The sequence below is a fragment of the Mucilaginibacter sp. 5C4 genome, assembly GCF_034345625.1.
In the GTDB taxonomy this organism is placed as follows: domain Bacteria; phylum Bacteroidota; class Bacteroidia; order Sphingobacteriales; family Sphingobacteriaceae; genus Mucilaginibacter; species Mucilaginibacter aurantiaciroseus.
In genome coordinates this window covers 2,954,961-2,974,477 of sequence record NZ_CP133775.1, presented here as the reverse complement: position 1 = coordinate 2,974,477, position 19,517 = coordinate 2,954,961, and the positions used below count along the sequence as shown (strand labels likewise).

Annotated in this window: 15 protein-coding genes; 12 read left to right on the top strand and 3 right to left on the bottom strand. The window is 43.8% G+C overall.

Features of this window, described 5'->3' with window-relative positions; genetic code table 11:
• Positions 1-64 precede the first annotated feature (64 nt).
• Entirely contained in the window at positions 65-355 is a 291-nt protein-coding gene (locus RHM67_RS13900) for a hypothetical protein (RefSeq protein ID WP_322227393.1), read from the top strand.
• Here the strand turns inward: RHM67_RS13900 and RHM67_RS13895 are convergent.
• Complete coding sequence (locus tag RHM67_RS13895; protein WP_322227392.1) at positions 352-591, bottom strand: hypothetical protein; 240 nt, start codon at positions 589-591, stop codon at positions 352-354. The two genes, RHM67_RS13900 and RHM67_RS13895, sit on opposite strands and share 4 nt — an antisense overlap.
• Positions 588-1,583: a hypothetical protein gene (locus RHM67_RS13890; RefSeq protein ID WP_322227391.1), complete on the bottom strand. Its 996-nt coding sequence runs from the start codon at positions 1,581-1,583 to the stop codon at positions 588-590. The genes RHM67_RS13895 and RHM67_RS13890 overlap by 4 nt, the downstream gene beginning before the upstream one ends.
• 47 nt (positions 1,584-1,630) lie before the next feature.
• On the opposite strand from RHM67_RS13890, the gene RHM67_RS13885 reads away from it, so the two are divergent.
• From RHM67_RS13885 to RHM67_RS13865, 5 genes are all read left to right on the top strand, one after another.
• On the top strand, positions 1,631-2,491 hold the full coding sequence (locus RHM67_RS13885; protein ID WP_322227390.1) for a chromate resistance protein ChrB domain-containing protein: 861 nt from the start codon (positions 1,631-1,633) through the stop codon (positions 2,489-2,491).
• 65 nt (positions 2,492-2,556) lie between these two features.
• Complete coding sequence (locus RHM67_RS13880; protein WP_322227389.1) at positions 2,557-3,546, top strand: DUF1259 domain-containing protein; 990 nt, start codon at positions 2,557-2,559, stop codon at positions 3,544-3,546.
• Positions 3,547-3,566: 20 nt separating this feature from the next.
• Positions 3,567-4,016 carry a chromate resistance protein ChrB domain-containing protein gene (locus tag RHM67_RS13875; protein WP_322227388.1) on the top strand — a complete coding sequence of 150 codons (450 nt, stop codon included), beginning with the start codon at positions 3,567-3,569 and terminating at the stop codon, positions 4,014-4,016.
• Entirely contained in the window at positions 4,001-5,182 is a 1,182-nt protein-coding gene (locus tag RHM67_RS13870; protein ID WP_322227387.1) for a chromate transporter, read from the top strand. Before RHM67_RS13875 ends, RHM67_RS13870 begins: the two co-directional genes overlap by 16 nt.
• A complete protein-coding gene (locus tag RHM67_RS13865; protein WP_322227385.1) occupies positions 5,179-5,688 on the top strand; it encodes a hypothetical protein in 510 nt (169 codons plus the stop codon). Before RHM67_RS13870 ends, RHM67_RS13865 begins: the two co-directional genes overlap by 4 nt.
• Before the next feature lie 416 nt (positions 5,689-6,104).
• On the opposite strand, the gene RHM67_RS20640 is transcribed toward RHM67_RS13865, so the two are convergent.
• Positions 6,105-6,275 carry a DNA-formamidopyrimidine glycosylase family protein gene (locus RHM67_RS20640; RefSeq protein WP_369124763.1) on the bottom strand — a complete coding sequence of 57 codons (171 nt, stop codon included), beginning with the start codon at positions 6,273-6,275 and terminating at the stop codon, positions 6,105-6,107.
• Positions 6,276-6,770: 495 nt separating this feature from the next.
• Here RHM67_RS20640 and RHM67_RS13860 point away from each other — a divergent pair, with 495 nt between their 5' ends.
• From RHM67_RS13860 to RHM67_RS13835, 6 genes are all read left to right on the top strand, one after another.
• Complete coding sequence (locus RHM67_RS13860; protein WP_322227384.1) at positions 6,771-9,797, top strand: TonB-dependent receptor; 3,027 nt, start codon at positions 6,771-6,773, stop codon at positions 9,795-9,797.
• Positions 9,798-9,818: 21 nt separating this feature from the next.
• Positions 9,819-11,324, top strand: coding sequence for a RagB/SusD family nutrient uptake outer membrane protein (locus RHM67_RS13855; RefSeq protein ID WP_322227383.1), 1,506 nt, complete (start codon positions 9,819-9,821; stop codon positions 11,322-11,324).
• 13 nt (positions 11,325-11,337) lie between these two features.
• Entirely contained in the window at positions 11,338-12,252 is a 915-nt protein-coding gene (locus RHM67_RS13850) for a hypothetical protein (RefSeq protein WP_322227382.1), read from the top strand.
• Positions 12,253-12,371: 119 nt separating this feature from the next.
• A complete protein-coding gene (locus RHM67_RS13845; RefSeq protein WP_322227381.1) occupies positions 12,372-13,424 on the top strand; it encodes a glycoside hydrolase family 26 protein in 1,053 nt (350 codons plus the stop codon).
• A gap of 123 nt (positions 13,425-13,547) precedes the next feature.
• The gene (locus tag RHM67_RS13840) at positions 13,548-15,143 is read left to right on the top strand and encodes a DUF5060 domain-containing protein (RefSeq protein WP_322227380.1); all 1,596 of its coding nucleotides are present in this window, start codon (positions 13,548-13,550) and stop codon (positions 15,141-15,143) included.
• Between the two features lie 243 nt (positions 15,144-15,386).
• Entirely contained in the window at positions 15,387-19,517 is a 4,131-nt protein-coding gene (locus RHM67_RS13835) for a two-component regulator propeller domain-containing protein (protein WP_322227379.1), read from the top strand.

Genomic DNA, 19,517 nt, shown 5'->3' with positions numbered 1-19,517 from the left:
CTGGTGGGTCTTTGTCTGCAGTATCGCCAGGTCATGCTCTTCACTATAGTTTTTGACAAATACGATGATCTCTATTATGATGGTGTTATGGGTATTTGCCGGATTAGGCCAAAGTCTTGCCGAAATGCCTTCCGAAACTTTGATCGGTGAAAATATTGCGGAAAATGAACAGGGCAAAGTTTACGGTTCACATTTCGCATTCTCTCATTTATGGTGGGCTATTGCTTACCCAATAGCGGGTTACACAGGTAGCCATTTTGCAGGAAAGGATTTCTTGTATGGCGGAATACTGTCACTGGCGCTTTTGGGTGTGGCCTTGTTCTTTATGAAAAAGGGTAAACGCAGCGCAGCCTAAGCAGGCTGGCATTTGTCGATGGCTTCGCCGATCTTTTCGAGCAGGCCATCGGCTAATACGTTTTTTGGATTTTCATAATACCACCGGATCGCTGGTACTTTACAGATATTGACCGTTTTGCCGCAAAGGATCTGTACCTGTAAGATTTCATTGACATATTGGATATTGATAATTTGTACGTAATGATTGGCATCGTCATGATTGACCTTCAAAACTAAACCAGGTTTTAACTTCATTTCGTGCGATAAACTAAAAGGCTTGCTTCTTTGTCCCCGTCCGCCCTCGCAGCGATCAAAAACAAACTCAATTCAGGAACTAACAGCGAAGTACGGGCACCATTACGGGTTTTGATACTGGCTATTTTTTGGTAATCCTTATCTCCGGCCTGCTTAAAAATATTGACTTCTCCACCGCCGCCACTGATAAAGATCTGCTTACTTTCTTTATCCCAATACAGGTCGTCCACATCGCCTACCATCGGCGCGCTAAAAATCTCTTTGCCTGTTTCACTGTCATAAACGATCAGTTTAGCAGGTAACCGGTAACCGACAATGATCCGGTGCTGCGCTTCATCATAAGCCATTGGAAAGTTGGCACGGGGTAATAGCTTTGACCATTTAGCAATTAGCTTTAATTGTTTTAGGTCACACACTCCCACCACGCTCGAACCGGGCAGGTTAACCCACAATTTATTCGTTTTGGTATTCAATTGAAAAGATTCCGGATGCGCAGGTAATGGAATATCGCCAACCAGTTTATGGGTAGCACTCTCAATAATGGCAATACCGCCACTACCATAGCCAACATATATTTTATCAGTTTCGGCATCATACCGCACATCATCCGCATCATCTGCCAATTTGATGCTTCCCGTCTTTTTAAGTGTTATTGCATTGTAAAAACCACACTCGCCCGTACCTCCATTGGCGACAAATATTTCCTGATGTTTTGGAATATAAGTAACACCCTGCGGCTCATCAAAACCTTTAATACTGCCCGTTACTTTACCTTTTTTCAGGTCAACTATTTCCAGCGTGTTATTGCCTAAAGCAGCGATATAGGCTATCTGATCCTGGAGGTTAATATCTATATGGTCTATCCGGCCTTTTACGCCCGGCAGTGCGATTTCTTTTTCCAAAGTGAGCAACTGCTTGCCCTTGTTTGTCTGTGCCTGACAACTTAAAAGCATCAGCGAAAGTAAACTCATAAAAGTCGTAATGCTTTTCATTCCACCAAGTTCTGTTTTTTTTGTGAATCTCCGTTTATATTTACCAAATGAAATGGATCACCCGTGAACGCCCGAAAATTGACCGCATCGCCTGTCCCTGGCTAATCAAGCGGTTCGTTGATAAAGAAGCGGAGATCATTTACGTTCCTTATGAAGAAGTATTAACGCAGGCCAAGGCTTTGCTCGCTATCCCGTTTGATATACCAAAAGTAGAGTATTCACATTACCAGGATCAATGTACCTTTGATTTTTTTCTTTGGAAACACCAGTTAAAAGACCCGGCACTTGACAGAATCGCTGCTATCGTTCGCGGAGCAGATACCGACCACCACGAATTAGCGCCGCAATCAGCGGGTTTGGAAGCTATCTTTTCAGGGCTGGCCTATAACAGTACCGATGACCAGGAATTGTTAGCCTTCGGAATGCGCATCTATGACGGCTTGTATAGCTGGGCACAGCACCTGTACCAGAAAAAACATACACAGGCTGGCCCGGTAGAACAGATGCTGTTAGATGTATTTACCAAGTACCTGCAAGATACTAAAGGGAAAAAAGCGCCTGCCTGGGCAAAGGAACTTAAAAACATGATCCAGGACCAAATGGATACCAATATGGGTTTGAGTTTGCAGCAGGCATCTGACGAACTGGAGATCAACCCGGCTTACCTGTCAAGAGAGTTTTCCAAGTATTTTGATAACTTGTCTTTTGGGGATTATATCCGCAAACTAAGGATAGAAAAGGCCATTACCCTGATTGAAACGACCGACTACTCGCTGACCGAAATCGCTTATCTCACCGGCTTTTCCGACCAGAGCCACTTTAACCGTATCTTCAAAAAACAGACCAGACAAAATCCATCTTTTTATAAGAAAAATGTCCTAAAAGGTAAAAAGGATACAAGTAGTTAAATCTGTACAATTTTATTTGTTTTTCTAATGGTAGTATTGTATCACCATTACTATCAGAACTAAATATGAAAGACAACCAGATCAACCGCAGGCAGGCGCTACAGGCAACTGCCTTATTAGGAACAGCTTTGCTGTTACCGCTTGAAAAGATCAGCGCATCGGCCTTACCGGCTGCTAAAACCCCGCCAATAACCCCGGAAGAAATAGCGGCAATTGATGCTGCTTTAGGTAAGAAAGGCAGCTATAAAGATGCCGAACAGGTATATACTACGCCGCTGCCCCGCAACGATCTTAAAATGAAGATCAAAGGCGAACCTGTCCCGATCCCGTTTGGATTTGGCGGTTGGGTGTCCTTCAAAAAAACTGCCGACGGTAAATCGGCAATGGTGATGAGTGATACGGTATTGCAGATGGAAGAAGTTAACCCTTTGATCTCTGCCGCCCATGCCAACGGATTGGAGATTGCGGCCATACACAACCATTTCTTTTACGAAGAACCACGCATTTTCTATATGCACATTCACGGGATGGGCAGTATTGCCGACTTGGCAAAAAAGTATGCTGCTACGATCAGGGATAGCAAAATATTCCCGGCCAATCAACCTGCACCATCAGCACCAAACCCGGTTACCGGTAAAGAAAACTTCGACCTTCCGGCACTGGATGCAATTGTTAAATATACCGGCACGGTGAACGGGCCAACTTACAAATACACCATCGGTAGGGCTGATCTGAAGGTCATGGCGATGGGCGTGGAAATGACGACCAATATTGGTTTAAACTCCTGGGCTTCATTCGCCGGTAAACAGGATGACGCACATATCGCGGGAGATATTGCCATGCTGCAAAGCGAGGTAAATAGTGTGATAAAAATACTTCGTGCCAATAACCTGGAAGTAGTGGCTGTACACAACCACATGCTGGGTGACGATCCGCACATGATATTCCTGCATTACTATGGCCGTGGTAATGCCGCTACGCTTGCAAAAGGTTTCCGGGCTGCCTTAGATATATTAGGTCAAAAACCCGAAAAAATGGGCGGTATGAAAATGTAATAAATTAAACCCCTTTTCTTATGAAATGGATCACCCGTGAACGGCCAAAAATTGACCGTATCGCCTGTCCCTGGCTTATAAAAAACTTCGTTGACCCGAAAGCACAGTTTATTTTTGTGCCTTCGGCAGAGGTTGTTGTGCAGGCAAAAGTATTGAATGCGATACCTTATGATATTACCGGCGTGGAATATACCCACGAGGCCGAACGTTGCACCTTCGATTATATCATCAAAAGACATGGCTTGACCGACCCGGCGCTGTTAGTACTTGCCGATATTGTTCGGGGTGCTGATACATCACGCTTTGACCTGGCACAACAGGCGGCAGGGCTTTGGGCGATCTCCGCCGGGCTATCCTATAATTTTATAGACGACCACGAACAATTGGCCTTTGGCTTAATCCTTTACGATGCCTTGTATAGCTGGGCAAAATATGTACAAACAGAAACCCACACATGGAAGAACAATTGACCAAGAGCAAACCTATTTATTCTTTAGGGGAGATTACCCTCTATTACCTCAAACTCGGCACCTGGGGCTTTGGTGGGCCGGTTGCCCTGGTTGGATATATGCAGCGTGACCTCGTGGAAAATAAAGGCTGGCTGACCGAAGAAGAATACAAAGAGGGATTAGCTTTAGCACAGCTCGCGCCGGGGCCTTTAGCCGCCCAATTGGGTATCTATATCGGCTTTGTACATTATGGGCTGATCGGTGCTACCTTAACGGGTCTGGCCTTTGTGATCCCTTCCTTTATTATGGTGGTACTATTAGGGATGGCTTACAAGCTATACGGTGGCTTACCCTGGATGCAGGCGGTCTTCTATGGTGTAGGTGCTGCGGTAATTGGTATTATCGCGATGAGCGCCTATAAACTTACCGTTAAATCCATCAGCAAGTTTGAAATTACTGCTATGAAGTCCAAATGGTTATTATGGCTTTTTTATATTGCCGGTATCGTGGTTACAGTAATTACCGAAAGGGAAGAAATACTTTTATTCCTGGCTTGCGGTATCGGGTATATGCTGCTCAAAGCGCCGCCCCAATGGATCAAAAAACCTACCGTATTACCTGCGGGCATATTGATCAGTACCGGGTTTTGGAAATACGAGGGTAAAACGTTGGAACAGATCGCCTGGTTTTTTGCTAAAGCAGGGGCATTCGTTTTCGGCAGCGGCTTGGCTATCGTTCCTTTTTTGCATGGAGGCGTGGTTACCGAATTTGGCTGGCTGAACGAACATCAGTTTGTTGACGCGGTTGCTGTAGCCATGATTACACCCGGCCCGGTGGTGATTACCGTTGGCTTTATTGGTTACCTGGTTGCAGGCTTTCCCGGTGCTTGTGTAGCGTCATTAGCCACCTTCCTGCCATGCTATCTATTTACCGTAGCCTTGGCACCATCTTTTAAGAAGATTGCTAAGAACGCCAGTATAAAAGCTTTTGTGGAAGGCATTACCGCATCCGTCATAGGCGCGTTGGTTGGTTCGGTTATCATTATCGGTTTGCGGTCTATCATTGATATTCCGACAACTTTGATTGCCGTCGCTGCTGTATTTGCACTTATTTATATTAAGAAATTACAAGAACCCTATATCATCGGGATCGCGGCCATAATCGGTATCCTCATCAAAACGCTATGAATATGATAAAATACATTACCACAACCTTATTATTATTGTTAATCTTAAAAGTGGGATTTGCGCAACAAACTGCTATTTATCCAAAAGTAACAGGCTACTTTAGCATACTTCAACCATTAACCACTTACAAAGACGGGAGCTTTACCAGCAATTTCGGAAATGTGTATGTTATTGCTTTTCCTTTTGGGGTTAATCTAATTAAGAGCGACAGTTTCGGTATCAGCTTCGAGGTCGCACCTGCTATCAGAACTGAAAAGAACATTTCTAAGGTAAACTCGGTTCTTTTTCATCCCGGTGCAATGTTCCGTTTTAAACATGGGTTTACTTTTATAGGGCGTATGGCTTTTGAAACCAGCGGTCGCTTCGGGGTTACTCCTGTATTTAATCAGGTTATTAAAAAAGGGAAGGATGCCAGTCTTTTTGTCTCGGTTCCGTTCCCGGTAAGGTTTGGTAATGGTCTGCCTGCCTCCATAGGTACAGGCTTACAATTGGGGGTATCTTTCTAAAACTTATACAACATAATCGAAAAGTATTGCCTAACCTCGCAAAGTTCTCCACACCCCGGAAACAAGATGGTACCAAAAATGACCTAAAAAAATGACGAATTTTTTGTTGCTAATTTGTTACTAAAAACGCATAAATTCCTGATAATCAGAATCTAATTACTTTCTGTATCGGAAAGTAGGCCTTAAAAACAACGACTAATATTGACAATTAACGCCATTTAATATACTCATTGTTAGTAATTTATGATAAATTTTTGGTCTTTAGTTAGTGTAATTTTACGCTATTTTTCCGGCATTTGTTACTCGGAAATTTTTCATCACATCTTAAAATCAAAATGGAGGAATTACGTCGCTAATTTCCTCTTATAGCACCTTATGAGTACCTGATCTCCTGAAAAATCCAATTGCAGGGTTTTTTACTCACGTCGCACACGGATCAATTCCTGCCCTTCCAAAGCTGATTTAAGCGCTGCTTCACTGACGTTGAGTTTTTTCGGCACTGTGATTTCTAGCGTCCGGACTTTTTTGCCAGAGTATTTACGGTTTAAGATGCGCGAAAAAACGGTTAAATCTGGTAATTCTGCAATGTTTTATCAACAGGAAAGTTCAGTAAAAGTTTATTAGACCAAATTTACTGAAGCACCTTAGGCAGATTAAACAATATATAAATAAAAAGTATTTTGGTTCTACCAAGAATTTTTTCGATTTGATACTCATGAGATGGGTTCGGCACGCATGGGTTATGATCCCAAACTTCTGTACTTAGTCAATGGAACCAGGTATGGGGCGCGCCAAATATTTTTGTTACGGAGAATCTTTCATGGATCAGGATCGTGCGTTAATCCATCTCTTACTTAAATGGCCTTTACCATGAGGGCAGTAACGAATTGAAAAAAAATTATAGTTTTTAAGAAAAATTGTAACAAAGAATCGCTCGAAGGTACACCTGTATACCACTTTTTTAACAAAACGGCCTTTAAATCACTTATACACTGTTCTTGTGTACTTAAATGATACAATAGTGGATTATAGTACGGCCCTTAAGCGCCTATTATTGTCCTCATAAACCAATTATCAAAATTATGAAGAAATATTTTTACACAACATTTGTGTGTATGATGTTTTTGCTGTTTAATGCTGTAACTGCATTAGCCCAGCAAAGGCAGATCACAGGGGTAGTGGCCGATCAGCAAGGCATTACGCTACCCGGCGTTACCGTAAAGCTGAAGGGCACAACGGTAAATGCCGTTACTAATGTTAAGGGCGAATTTAAACTGGACTTAACAGCAGGTAACAACACCTTGGTATTCTCGTTCATCGGGATGCAAACGCTGGAAATAGCTGCAGGCCCTAATCAAACAAAATTACAGGTAACCATGCAAAATGCCTCGCGCGACCTTAACGAGGTTGTAGTGGTGGGTTATGGTACAACCAAAAAGAGCGATGTTACCGGTTCGGTAGGTTCCATTAAAGGGAGCGACCTTAACCGCACCCCATCAGGTAGTGTTGACCAACTGCTGCAAGGTAAAATTCCGGGTGTGCAGGTTATTGCGCCATCGGGCCAACCGGGCGCGGGTGCAACAATCCGCGTAAGAGGTTTAGGCTCGCGTAGTGGTGCCAATGCATTGGTGGTTGTCGACGGGATCCCGTTAGGCGATGCCGGTAACATCAAGCAAGTTAATCCGGATGATATTGAATCGATAGAAGTATTGAAAGATGCATCATCGGCGTCTATCTACGGTTCTCGTGGTGCAAACGGGGTTATCTTGATCACAACACGCAGGGGCAAAACAGGCCAGGCGCGTATTACCTTAAACGCTTTAACTACAGTATCTACATTAGGAAATAAACTGGATGTTTTTCATGACCCGGTTGATGTAGCCACGTTAAATAACGAGTCGCGCTTGAATGGTGGCGAGGCCTCACAGTATGTAGGCCAAAACATTGGTGGTACTTACTACCCATCGGTTGCAGAACTAAGGGGCATTGACCCAAGCAAAAAACCATGGCCTTACAATACCAACTGGGCAGATCTTGTTTACCGTAACCCGGTATCGCAAAGCTATACCTTATCTGCCGATGGCGGTACAGAAACTACCAAATACTCGGTATCAGGTAATTACTATAATGAGCAGGGTCTGGCTATCAAAAACGGCTACGAAAAATATGTGGGCCGCGTTAACTTGGAGCAAAAGTTAAAAAGGAATGTGACCCTGGGTGTCAACATTATTTCTACCTGGGCAAAAAACTATGGGCAAGGCCTATCGGTTGATCGTAATATCATTTTTCCGGCGCTAAACCCGGATGGTACTTACTTCCATATAGGTTCTAATGATTACGGCAACCCGTTACAAATTGCTAACGAGGTGCTTAACCAAAGCAAAACTATCGACATTTTATCTTCGGCTTTTATCAGCTGGGATATCATCAAAGGGTTAAACCTGCGTAGCCGCATCAGCAACACCTATGGTAACTCGATAGGTGATAATTACCAGCCGCGTGATGCTACAGGCACAGGTTACCAGTTCCAGGGGTTTGGTGTGGTTGATAATTACAGTGCCAACCATATGATCGTTGAAAACTTCCTGACCTATGACCGCGACCTGGGCACCAAACACCACGTTAATTTTGTGGCAGGTACCAGTTATGAAAATACCACGGTACGTACATCAAACATACAAGGCCAGGGCTTTGTAAACGATATCCTGAAAAATGAGAACATTGCAGGCGCTACTACTTACGTGGTTAATAATAATGCCACCCGCACGGTGTTAGAGTCATATTACGGACGTTTCAACTATACATTTTTAAACCGTTACCTGTTCACCTTTACCGGCAGAACGGATGGTTCATCAAAGTTTGGTGCAAATAATAAATACGCATTTTTCCCGAGTGGTGCCGTTGCCTGGAAGGTTAACGAAGAAGCTTTTATGAAAGCCATTCCGCAGGTGTCTGAATTAAAACTGCGCGGTAGTTATGGTATTGTTGGTAACCAGGGGATCTCTCCATACCAGTCATTATCATTGTTAGGTAGCTATAAGTACTTTACCGATGGCGGCTTTCAAACCGGTTACGGCCCGCCGTTCTTCAACGACGGATCTAATGTAAACGGGAAAGTTTTTAATGGCTTGGGTAATAATAGCCTAAAATGGGAAACAACGCGCCAGATGGACTTAGGTATAGACTTAGGTTTATTTGACCAGCGCTTTACTATCACTGCCGATTATTACTACAAACATACTACCGACTTGCTTCGACTGAACCAGATCGCGTTATCGTCTGGCTATAGCGTAATCCAGATCAACGATGGTGTGATAGATAATAAAGGTTTTGAATTAGGTGCCAACGCACAGGTCCTGACCGGTAAATTACAGTGGAGTTTAGGCGGTATTTTCAGTCTTAACCGTAATAAAGTGTTGCAAATTGGCGGCGGTAATTCTGTAGAGGCGGCCGGTGGCGATATCGAAGCCATCCGTGCACCGCTTAACTACTACATCAACGGCCAGCCGGCATTGGTATTTGCAGGTTACCATTATGGTGGCATTATTCAACAAACAGGTGGTGTATCACCGGTTGATGGTACGGTACAACGTGCAGGCGATATTCGGTATATTGCCGGTGGCCCGCTTCCTGTTGGCCAAAACGGTAAATATATTATCGGTAACCCTAATCCTGATTTTACGTACAGCTTTAACACCTCGCTAAAATATGCCGGCTTTGATCTGTCGGCACAGGTATACGGTGTAAAGGGTAACGATGTGTTCAACTTCTCAAAATTTACGCCAAGCGCGCAATTACAACGCTGGACACCCGATAATCCAAGCACAACCTACCCAAGTGTTAATTCAACAAGGGTTAATTACGCATCAGATTGGTACGTAGAAGATGGTTCATTTCTGCGGATCCAGAATGTTAACCTGGGTTACACCTTTAAGCCAAATACCATTAAGGGTATCTCAAACCTGCGGATTTATTTTTCTGGCAACAACCTGTACACTTTTACCAAGTTTAACCCAAGTTTTGACCCTGAAGTGCAGGAAAACGGCCAATTTGACGGTAATTACCGTAAACCAAGGGCGTTTTCACTTGGCCTGAACGTTAGTTTCTAATTTTTAAAGATGAGATCAAACATGAAAAATTTAAAATATATAGCGCTGATCGTGGCAGCCACTTCTTTCACTGCCTGCAAAAAGCAGCTGGAAGAAAAACCTTACGGTTTCCTTTCCACAGCAAATTTTTACAAAACGGAGGCTGATGCAAATTCTGCCTTGATATATGCCTACTCAATATTGCCCGATCTGGATTATTACGCGCGCAATTTTATTACCCTGACAGAGGCACCGACAGAGGATATTGAGATAGCGGCCGGTAAAAGTGCCGACAATGTTTTGTTGGATAAATTATCTGTATCCCCGGTAAATGCAAGCTTGCGCCCCGGTTTTCAATTGCCTTATGTAGGCATTAACAGGGCTAACCTGGTTATTACTTACGTGCCTGCCATTGCCACCATGAGCGAGACCTCACGTAACGAAGTAGTAGGCGAGGCTTACGCCTTACGTGCCCTGCATTATTTTAACCTGGTTAGGTTATTTGGTGCAGTGCCTATGCACCTGGAGCCCGTTGATGACCCAAGCAAAACTAATTTGCCAAAATCATCGATGAAAGTTATTTATGATCAGATCATAGACGATTTGACCAAAGCTACAGCCAAGACAGACCAGGTAAGGCGTTTGGGCCGTGTAAATCAGGTTGGTGCCTGGGGTTTATTATCAAAAGTGTATTTAACTTTAGCATCCGGTAAATCTTCCAACGCCCCTGGTTATGATTTTGTGGCCAATGCCGATGAAATGTATGCCAAAGCTAAAGAATACTCGAGTATGGTTATCAATAAACAATCGGCATACGGTTTAGATCCCGATTTGGTATCAATATATGATGTAAACAAGAAAGCTGGTCCCGAGCATTTATGGGATGCCTCAACGGACCGTACAGGTACCAATGAAGGCTTATATTCCAAATTGCCAAAAATGTTTATGCCGAACCTGAATTTTAGACTGCCGAACAACGTTTTCGTACCGGGTGGGTTTAACGAGTTTTTGACCGAGGCTGCTTTATATAACAGCTTTGATGCGAATGATAATCGTAAGAACTTACTGATCATATCAACAATTAAAGATGTAAATGGCGGTAACTCGGGCACTGGCCCAACGCAAAATCTAAGCATTACTGATGCTTATACCCGCCCGTTCAGTAATAAGTTTAATGACTCGGGATGGCAGGCTGGCGATCAAACCAGCTGTAATACGCCAATACTAAGGTATTCTGACGTGTTATTGGTTTACGCAGAGGCCAGCGGCCCAACTGCAGAGGGTTATGCAGCGGTTAAGGCCATTCGCACCCGTGCCGGCCTGGGCGATCTTCCTCCGGGATTATCTGTTCAGCAGTTTAGGGATGCCGTGTTACAAGAACGTTCCTGGGAGCTTTGCTTTGAAGGCCAGCGCCTGTTTGACCTGCGCAGGACCAATAGTATGGAAAAAATACTGGTACAAAAGTATGGCAAAACCATCACCGGCGACGGCTACTTTTTCCCTATTCCGCAATCAGAGGTTGACCGGAACCCTAATTTAAACAACTAATAAATCAACTGACATGAAACGTATAAATTATATATTCATCATCGCAATTCTTTTTCTTGCGGCCTGTAAGAAAGACCCTGCCGCCGGCGTCAGAAGCCATGAGCGGGCTATTGAGGCCGTATCGCTTGGTGACGGCCTTGTGCAGGTTGGCCCTGCCGTGGTTGACAGGGCAAACGCTAAAGTAATTGTTAGGGTGCTGGTGCAAACCGGTACTGCCTTTGATGCGGTAAAGCCCACTATCCAAACATCTTATAAAGCAACGGTATCCCCGGCATCCGGCGATGCTATCAACTTTGCATCGTCAAATAACGAGGCGAAATACACCGTGACGTCCGAAACCGGCGAGACCCGTGAATGGACGGTCGTCATCCAGCCGTTTAACGAGGCGCTTTTAGGCACTTTCAAAATACAGGATTATACCGTGTATGGCGGTACCGGCCCGCAATATGGCGGCGGCTCGGTATTTAACATAGCATCCAAGTCGGTTTGGCCGGCTGCCGGCCCGGCGCAGGAGTATGATAACACCTTAACCTTTACTTACACAGGTGTAACAGCCGATGGTAATACACAAGGTACTGTTGTGAACTCCGCAGGTGCCGATGGTTTATATGCCGATTTTGTGTACTCGAAAAACCCGGTTACCGATGTGAATGCGAAGTACCGTGTTATCCCGAAAGGTGAGGGCAAATGGCTGCACAACTACAGCAACAACACCATTGTGTTCACCTTCCCGAATGGTACTACCACGACCTGTACATATGATGCTGCCGGCACAACAGCTTTGGGTAACGGTTTAACCAAAGCCATAACAGATAATGCCTTTGTATTTACACTGGCAGGTGCAGATGACTATGGTAATATCTATTCAGATTTTGATAAGATCGTTAAAAGGCCTTACAAACTTTGGGTGGATGTTAAAAAGCAATAGTTAAAAAGCAGCGGGCCCCCGGTGTGGTGCCCGCTGCTTTTTAAATGATACAAGCTATTAATAAAGATTATAGTGTTTTGAAAAAATTAAAAGTGTTGACATTATTCATTGCAGACCTTATGAAAAAGAGATATTTCCCTGTTATATGCCTATTTGCGGCCATTATTTTATTTACAATTGTAAGATGCAGCAAAGGTGGCGAAACAGCCCCGCCGGCTGTTGATCCGCCAAAAACCGACCCAGTTGTTACCGTCCCCCAAACGCCGTTTAAAACGCTGAAGTATTTATACAGCATAGCGGGTACAAAAACGATGTCGGGTATCCACAACCGCGAACCAAACGTTACCCCGGCGGTATGGACGGACAAGATCTTTACCACAACCGGTAAATATCCGGGCATGTGGAGTGGTGATTTCCTGTTTCAGGCAGATAATATTAATAACCGCCAATTGATGATCAATGAAGCGGCCAAACAATATAAAAAAGGCGTAATGGTGAACATTATGTGGCACTCTTGCAACCCGGCGCTTGCACAGCCTTGCGGCTTTGACAGCAATGGTGTATTAAGCAAACTTACCGATGCGCAATGGGCCGAACTAACCACCGATGGTACACCCATCAATATCAAATGGAAAGCCTTGGTTGATGAAGTTTGCGTTTACCTGCAGCAGTTAAAAGACCAGAATGTAGAAGTGCTTTGGCGCCCTTATCACGAAATGAACCAGGGTAGCTTTTGGTGGGGAGGCAGGCCCGGTGCCGCCGGTACCCGCAAGTTATACCAAATGCTGCATGATTATATGACCAATACTAAAAAGCTGACCAACTTGATTTGGGTTTGGGATGTGCAGGATTTTGGCAGCCTTGGCGATGATGTAAATAGCTATAACCCCGGTGATGCGTATTGGGATATTGCCGCACTTGACATATATGACGGCAACAGCTATACTAAAGCAAAGTATGATATTATGGTGAATATGGCGAAAGGTAAACCCATTGCCATAGGCGAATGTGATAAGCTGCCAACATCAGATATTTTATACACCCAGCCTAAATGGGCCTTCTTTATGAGTTGGAGCGAGCTAACCTATGATAAAAATACCGATGCACAGATCAAGGCACTTTACAGTGCACCAAACGTAGTATCGTTAGATGGAATGCCCGGCTGGAACTAAATATAATTGTGCTGAAATATTTTAAATTGCTGAATGATAGTTTTTTATCGGATTCCCTTATTGTTGTGTTTTACTTTGCTTTTTAGCCCCGCAGGGGCACAACGAAAAAGTATCAGTTACCGGTTGCTTAATCAAAAAACAGTTGAGTTTGAGAAAGCGGAGTGGGATATTAATTTATCTGCTCCGTACTCAAACCCTTTCGATCAGCAGGATATCAGCTTGGATATGGTGATCACCAGCCCTTCCGGTAAGCCATTGGTGCTGCCGTGTTATTTTGAAAAGGGCGGTACGAAGGCATCCGCGTGGAAGGCGAGGTTTGCCGCGCAGGAAACAGGTACCTATAGTTATTACTTCAGTCTCAAAGCAAAAGGCCTGAGCGAGGAAAGCGAAAAAGCAAAATTTACCGTACTGGCATCCACCCGAAAAGGGTTTTTGCATAAAAATGATCTGTGGACTTTCAAATTTGATAACGGCGAACTGTTCCGTGGAATAGGGGAAAACGTTGCCTGGGAGGCGCGGTCGTTCGAAAATCAAAAGTTTAATTACGATTACCTGCTACCAACCTTGTCGAGAAACGGGGCCAATTTTTTCCGCACGTGGATGTGTTACTGGAACATGCCGCTGGAATGGCAAAAGGTGCGGTCTACCATGCGCTATAACAATACCGACGAGTACTTTAACCCCGGAGCACTGCAAAAGATGGACCACCTGGTGCGCCTGACAGATTCATTGGGCCTATACTTTATGCTAACGCTGGATTGGCATGGTCACCTGATGGAAGATGGCGGCTGGAAGAACAGCCCATATAACCAGGTGAATGGCGGCCCGGCTAAAAAACCTTCGGATTTTTTTAGCATGACGGCGGCAAAAAATAAGTACAAAAACAAGTTGCGATATGTTATTGCCCGTTGGGGATATAGTACCAATATTGCGGCCATCGAGTTTTTTAATGAGGTGGATAACGCGGTATTTAATAAGCAGGACAGTATATTGATCGCGCACCAGTATGTTACCCAATGGCATGATGATATGAGCAGATATTTAAAAGATATCGACCCTTATCAGCATTTAGTTACCACCAGTGTATCCCATCGGGATATAGCAGGTATGAATGCCTTGGTCTACCTGGATATTAATCAAAAACACATTTACAAACACACTGAAAAGATCCCCGCCATTTACCCGGATTATATTGAGGCTTACCATAAACCCTACATCGTAGGCGAGTTTGGCCTGCGTTGGGAAGATGATGACCCCAAATATGCCAAAGAAGCCAATTACGACTTTAAACGCGGGCTTTGGTATGGAATGTTTAGCCCTACGCCGGTATTGCCCATGAGCTGGTGGTGGGAATTGTTCGACGATCAAAAAATGGCACCATATTTTAAAGGCGTACGAATGATAAGCGATATGATGCTCAAAGCAGGCAAGGGCAAATTTGAGCAGGTTGATGTAAAGGCAAGCAAGCTGCACGCGCAGGCAGTAAAATGCGACAACCAATATTTTATTTACCTGTTAAATAATACTGGTGCGAGCATCAGTTCCCCTATATCGGTGCCGTTTATAAATTCAGGAAAGCCATCGGCACAACAATTTAATCCATCCACATTGGAAATGGCAAACATAGCCGGTTTTACCTTAGCGAATAAGATTATCAGCTTGCCCGAAATTAAACTTGATGCAGGACAGGAAACCATACTAATTCTGTCGGTAAATTAGGGGACAAGCTATTATATGTGTTTATTTAGTACATGGTTAAGTGAATGATAATCTTCTCTTATGCAGGTAAGGCATGTTTTGTGATGCGGTTAACATTAATAAATGTTAAAATAGTATTATCGATATACGGTACCTATCGTTAGCTTTGTATACCAGTTATAAATATATCTTCTTGTTCCTTTCATAAAATACAATACTGTTTTAAAAGCAGGGGTTTGTTTATATCTGTTTATATGACCGCATATGAAATATTTATACGCTGCCCTGTTTGCCTTTGTAACTATGCTTTACGGCAATACCTGCCTGGCGCAATACACTTATCAGCAAATTGATAACAGTACGGGCTTATCCAACAGCTGCATCAATACCATTTACCAAGACTCTGACAATATCATTTGGTTTGGCACCTGGGATGGGCTTAATTTTTACGATGGCAACAATATCCACGTTTTTAATTACGAAAAGGATGATAACAAGCGTGCCATAGCCAGCAACGTTATTTACCAAATAACCGGCGATAAAAAGCGTAATATTTGGATAGGGACTGTACAGGGCCTATCTAAGTTCAATAAAAATACAGGCGATTTTACCAACTACTTTTACAACCGCCAAAAAGTAATATCTAACGGGTACACCGTTGTGGTTGATAACCGTGATAATGTGTACGCCGCCCGGCGCAACAGTTCCGAAATTCTGAAATACAACCCGGTAAAAGATGTTTTCGAAGAAATAAAGATGAATGGTACCGGCGAGTTCATGCTGCTCCGGATCTTATTTGACGAGCAGGGCACACTTTGGTTATTAAAAGATAAAGGCAAACTGGAAGCCTATCAGAATACCGCAAACGGCTTTACACTGCAGTCGCGATTTAATGCAGTAGAAGATGTGGACAATATTTTCATGGCTAATCACCAGGTATTTTACACCACCCATAATGGCAACCTGGTTAAGATCACTAATGATTTCGAAAGGCAAGAGTTACTTAAACTGCCTCACGAAGTGCGCTCGATGGACTTTTTTAAGCAGCATTATGTTTTCGCCTGGTCATCAAAGGGCATAGGTGAGTATGATGAACAGTTTAGACCGGTCAGCACTATTGCAACGCAGATCCCGGTATTGCAAAACGTACGCGTCACCTCCTTGATGAGCGATGCTACCAACTTGTTATGGTTCGGTACAGATGGTAACGGTATTTTAAAGATTGTAAAAAAAGAAAATTACTTTGGTATCGTACAAAAGCAGCCTAACGGGCAATCGTTCCATATCCCGGTAAGGGCTTTCTCTGACATTAACGACGAACTTTGGATAGGTACCAAGGGGAACGGTATCATCACCATAAAAGACTGGGGCAAAAAGAATGTCACCTTTTCTGCCATCAAGTCGTTCCACACGAGTGTCGATCTGCTGGATAACTGTGTTTACGCTATCGAAAAAGGGGGTGATGGCTTGGCCTATATTGGCTCTGATGCACCTGGTGTTACCCTTTATAACCTTAAATCAAAGCAATTTATAAAATGGGAGGATATCAGCAACAGTAAAGATTACCCCGCTTTTGGCTCTGTACATTGCATCCTGCCGGATAAAGATGGCTCCGTTTGGCTGGGCCTAAACGAGAGTGGCCTGGTACACCTGAAACTGGAAAAAAAGGCCACCGGGCAGGTAAAGATCAGTTATTTAAAAACATACCACTATACGGGCAATCTCAACGGGCCCGGAGGGGACGTGATTTATACCATTGTTAGCGGTAATAATGACAGGCTTTGGATAGGCTGCCGGTACGGCGGACTTAGTTACTTTGATAAAAAACAGCAAAGATTCACTACGCTAAAGGCTTACGCTTATGAAGGAAGTTTGTCTAATAATGATGTACTATCATTATACTTGGATAAAGCCAGGCGCCTGTGGGTAGGCACCAGTTTCGGGTTAAACTGGATAGATGAGGCTGCCGCGGCAAAAACAGCCACGCCTGTCTTTAATAAGTTGCATGTGGACAACGGCCTGCCTAACAATACTATTCACGCCATCAGCGAGGATGAAAGAAACAATATCTGGATCAGTACCAACAAGGGCCTGGCCAAGATTAATCCGCTGAGTTTAAAGATAGTGCATTACAAAGAATCTGACGGGTTACAAAGCGACGAGTTTAGCGATAATGCTGTTTGGAAAGACCGTGCCGGCGTGATGTACTTTGGCGGTATTTACGGCTTTAACTACTTTATGCCGCAAAACATCCATGTGAGTAACGAGCAGCCGCATTTGCTGATATCTGATATGCAGTTTGCCGGCAAAAACCAACCCGAGCGCGGCCTTAAGGTGCTGACCAAGGATGGCTCTGTCGTTAACCAGCACTATATTTTAAAACCACAGGATAATTATTTTGAGCTGAACCTGCAACCCATAACCTACGTTAATTCGCAAAAATGCCAGTATGCATATTTTTTAGAAGGCTCTGACAAAGGTTGGCATTACATTGGTAAACACGAAAAAATTATTTACAATAACCTGCCTCCCGGCGATTATACGCTGCGCATCAAATGGTCGAACGGCGAAGGAGCTTGGACGCGCGGCATCACTGCGTTTACCGTAACAGTAAAGCAATACTGGTGGTTAACCGGATGGGCGTTTATAGGTTATACTGCTTTGATCTTGATATCAGGATTCCTGTTTGTGCGCTATCGTAAAAATAAGTTTGTGATGGAGCAGGAATTGAAAATGGAACACATGCTACGCGAAAGAGAGGAGAACCTGCATCAGGACCAGATCAACTTTTTCACCAATATAGCACATGAACTGCAAACGCCATTGACGCTTATCCTGGGTTCTTTAGAGCGCTACCTCTTCAAAACCAAAACAAGTGATCAGCCAAAACAAGGGGGAAACTTCCTCTCTATTGTGAAGCAGGAGGCATCTCGTCTGCACTATTTGGTGCACCAGTTACTTGAATTCCGCAAGGCGGAATCGGGGCAATTGAAGAATCACTATACTCATATTGATATTTCTGATCTGCTAACCAACCGTGCAGGCCTGTTTAATGCTTTGGTGGAGCAAAAAGGATTGGATTACTCGATACACATCGAGCCGGGCATCAGCATGTGGATGGATAAGGATAAGCTTGAAAAGATTGTATTTAATCTTTTATCAAATGCCTTTAAACATTGTGATCATGACCAATATGTCATCTTTTCGGTACACAAAGCGAAGGAGGTCGGCCAGTTGGAAGTTGTAGTGGCAAATTCCGGCTGCAAGCTAACGGCAGAAGAAGTGAACCGCTTATTCGATAAGTTTTTTGTGGTGGATGGCAGCCAGCGTAATAAAGTAAGCTCAGGTATTGGCCTAGCCTTTACGCGCCAACTGGTGCAACTGCTGCACGGCAGCATTCATGTAAAATGTGAAAATAACTGGGTGTCGTTCCATGTTAATTTACCGCTGAAGTATGTTCCGCAGGCAGATGAGCAGCTAACGGATACAGACAAGGCTGAAAGTTCATCATACATCTTTAATTCGCTTACGGCCGCCCCGCAGATCAATACGGTAACGGTTGGCGATAACAATAAAAGATCAATGATCAAAAGCCTGGAGCAGGAAGAAAAAAAGGTGATCCTGATCGTAGATGACGAAAAATTCATCAGGTACCTGCTTAAGGATATCCTTAGCGATACTTATATTATTTATGAAGCTTCTACAGGCAAAGAGGCGCTGGAGGTGATCCACAGGGCAACACCAGACCTCATCGTGAGTGATATTATGATGCCGGATATGAACGGACTAGAACTTTGTAACTTGATCAAAGACACGTCCGAAACTTGCCACATACCATTTGTGCTATTGTCTGCCCGTGCAACCATCCAGCACATGACGGAAGGTTACAGTTGCGGTGCCGATGCTTATATCCCCAAGCCATTCCAAACAGAACATTTACTGGTGAGGATCCAAAAACTTTTGGAATATCGCAGCAGGCTGCACCAGTTATTTAATAATGGCAATGTGGCCGCGCAATTGGATAGTAAGGATGTAAGCGAAAGCGATAAAAAATTTATTGAGAAGGTGACCAGGGTTATCGAAGAAAATATTGATCAGGAGCTTGATGGCGCCTTTTTAGAGAATGCGCTCCATTTAAGTAAGATCCAATTGTACAGGAAGATCAAGTCGTTGTCAGACATGACACCAACAGAACTGATCAGGAATATCCGTGTGCAAAAAGCGGCAGCACTGCTTACCAGTTCAAACCTAACGGTTTCTGAGATCTTTTACCGTACTGGCTTTAATAACAAAACTTACTTTTTCAGGGAGTTTAAACGGATATTCAACTGCTCCCCTAATGAGTTCAGGGTGCAAAACAGGCTGCCAAACGTTAAAGCCTCCAAATCAAATTAG

What these genes read in the sequence shown, in the direction of transcription:
- RHM67_RS13900 (WP_322227393.1), top strand. Translation starts at nt 65, where the DNA reads ATGATCTCTATTATGATGGTGTTATGGGTATTTGCCGGATTAGGCCAA.
- RHM67_RS13895 (WP_322227392.1), bottom strand. Translation starts at nt 591, where the DNA reads ATGAAGTTAAAACCTGGTTTAGTTTTGAAGGTCAATCATGACGATGCC.
- RHM67_RS13890 (WP_322227391.1), bottom strand. Translation starts at nt 1,583, where the DNA reads ATGAAAAGCATTACGACTTTTATGAGTTTACTTTCGCTGATGCTTTTA.
- RHM67_RS13885 (WP_322227390.1), top strand. Translation starts at nt 1,631, where the DNA reads ATGAAATGGATCACCCGTGAACGCCCGAAAATTGACCGCATCGCCTGT.
- RHM67_RS13880 (WP_322227389.1), top strand. Translation starts at nt 2,557, where the DNA reads ATGAAAGACAACCAGATCAACCGCAGGCAGGCGCTACAGGCAACTGCC.
- RHM67_RS13875 (WP_322227388.1), top strand. Translation starts at nt 3,567, where the DNA reads ATGAAATGGATCACCCGTGAACGGCCAAAAATTGACCGTATCGCCTGT.
- RHM67_RS13870 (WP_322227387.1), top strand. Translation starts at nt 4,001, where the DNA reads ATGGAAGAACAATTGACCAAGAGCAAACCTATTTATTCTTTAGGGGAG.
- RHM67_RS13865 (WP_322227385.1), top strand. Translation starts at nt 5,179, where the DNA reads ATGAATATGATAAAATACATTACCACAACCTTATTATTATTGTTAATC.
- RHM67_RS13860 (WP_322227384.1), top strand. Translation starts at nt 6,771, where the DNA reads ATGAAGAAATATTTTTACACAACATTTGTGTGTATGATGTTTTTGCTG.
- RHM67_RS13855 (WP_322227383.1), top strand. Translation starts at nt 9,819, where the DNA reads ATGAAAAATTTAAAATATATAGCGCTGATCGTGGCAGCCACTTCTTTC.
- RHM67_RS13850 (WP_322227382.1), top strand. Translation starts at nt 11,338, where the DNA reads ATGAAACGTATAAATTATATATTCATCATCGCAATTCTTTTTCTTGCG.
- RHM67_RS13845 (WP_322227381.1), top strand. Translation starts at nt 12,372, where the DNA reads ATGAAAAAGAGATATTTCCCTGTTATATGCCTATTTGCGGCCATTATT.
- RHM67_RS13835 (WP_322227379.1), top strand. Translation starts at nt 15,387, where the DNA reads ATGAAATATTTATACGCTGCCCTGTTTGCCTTTGTAACTATGCTTTAC.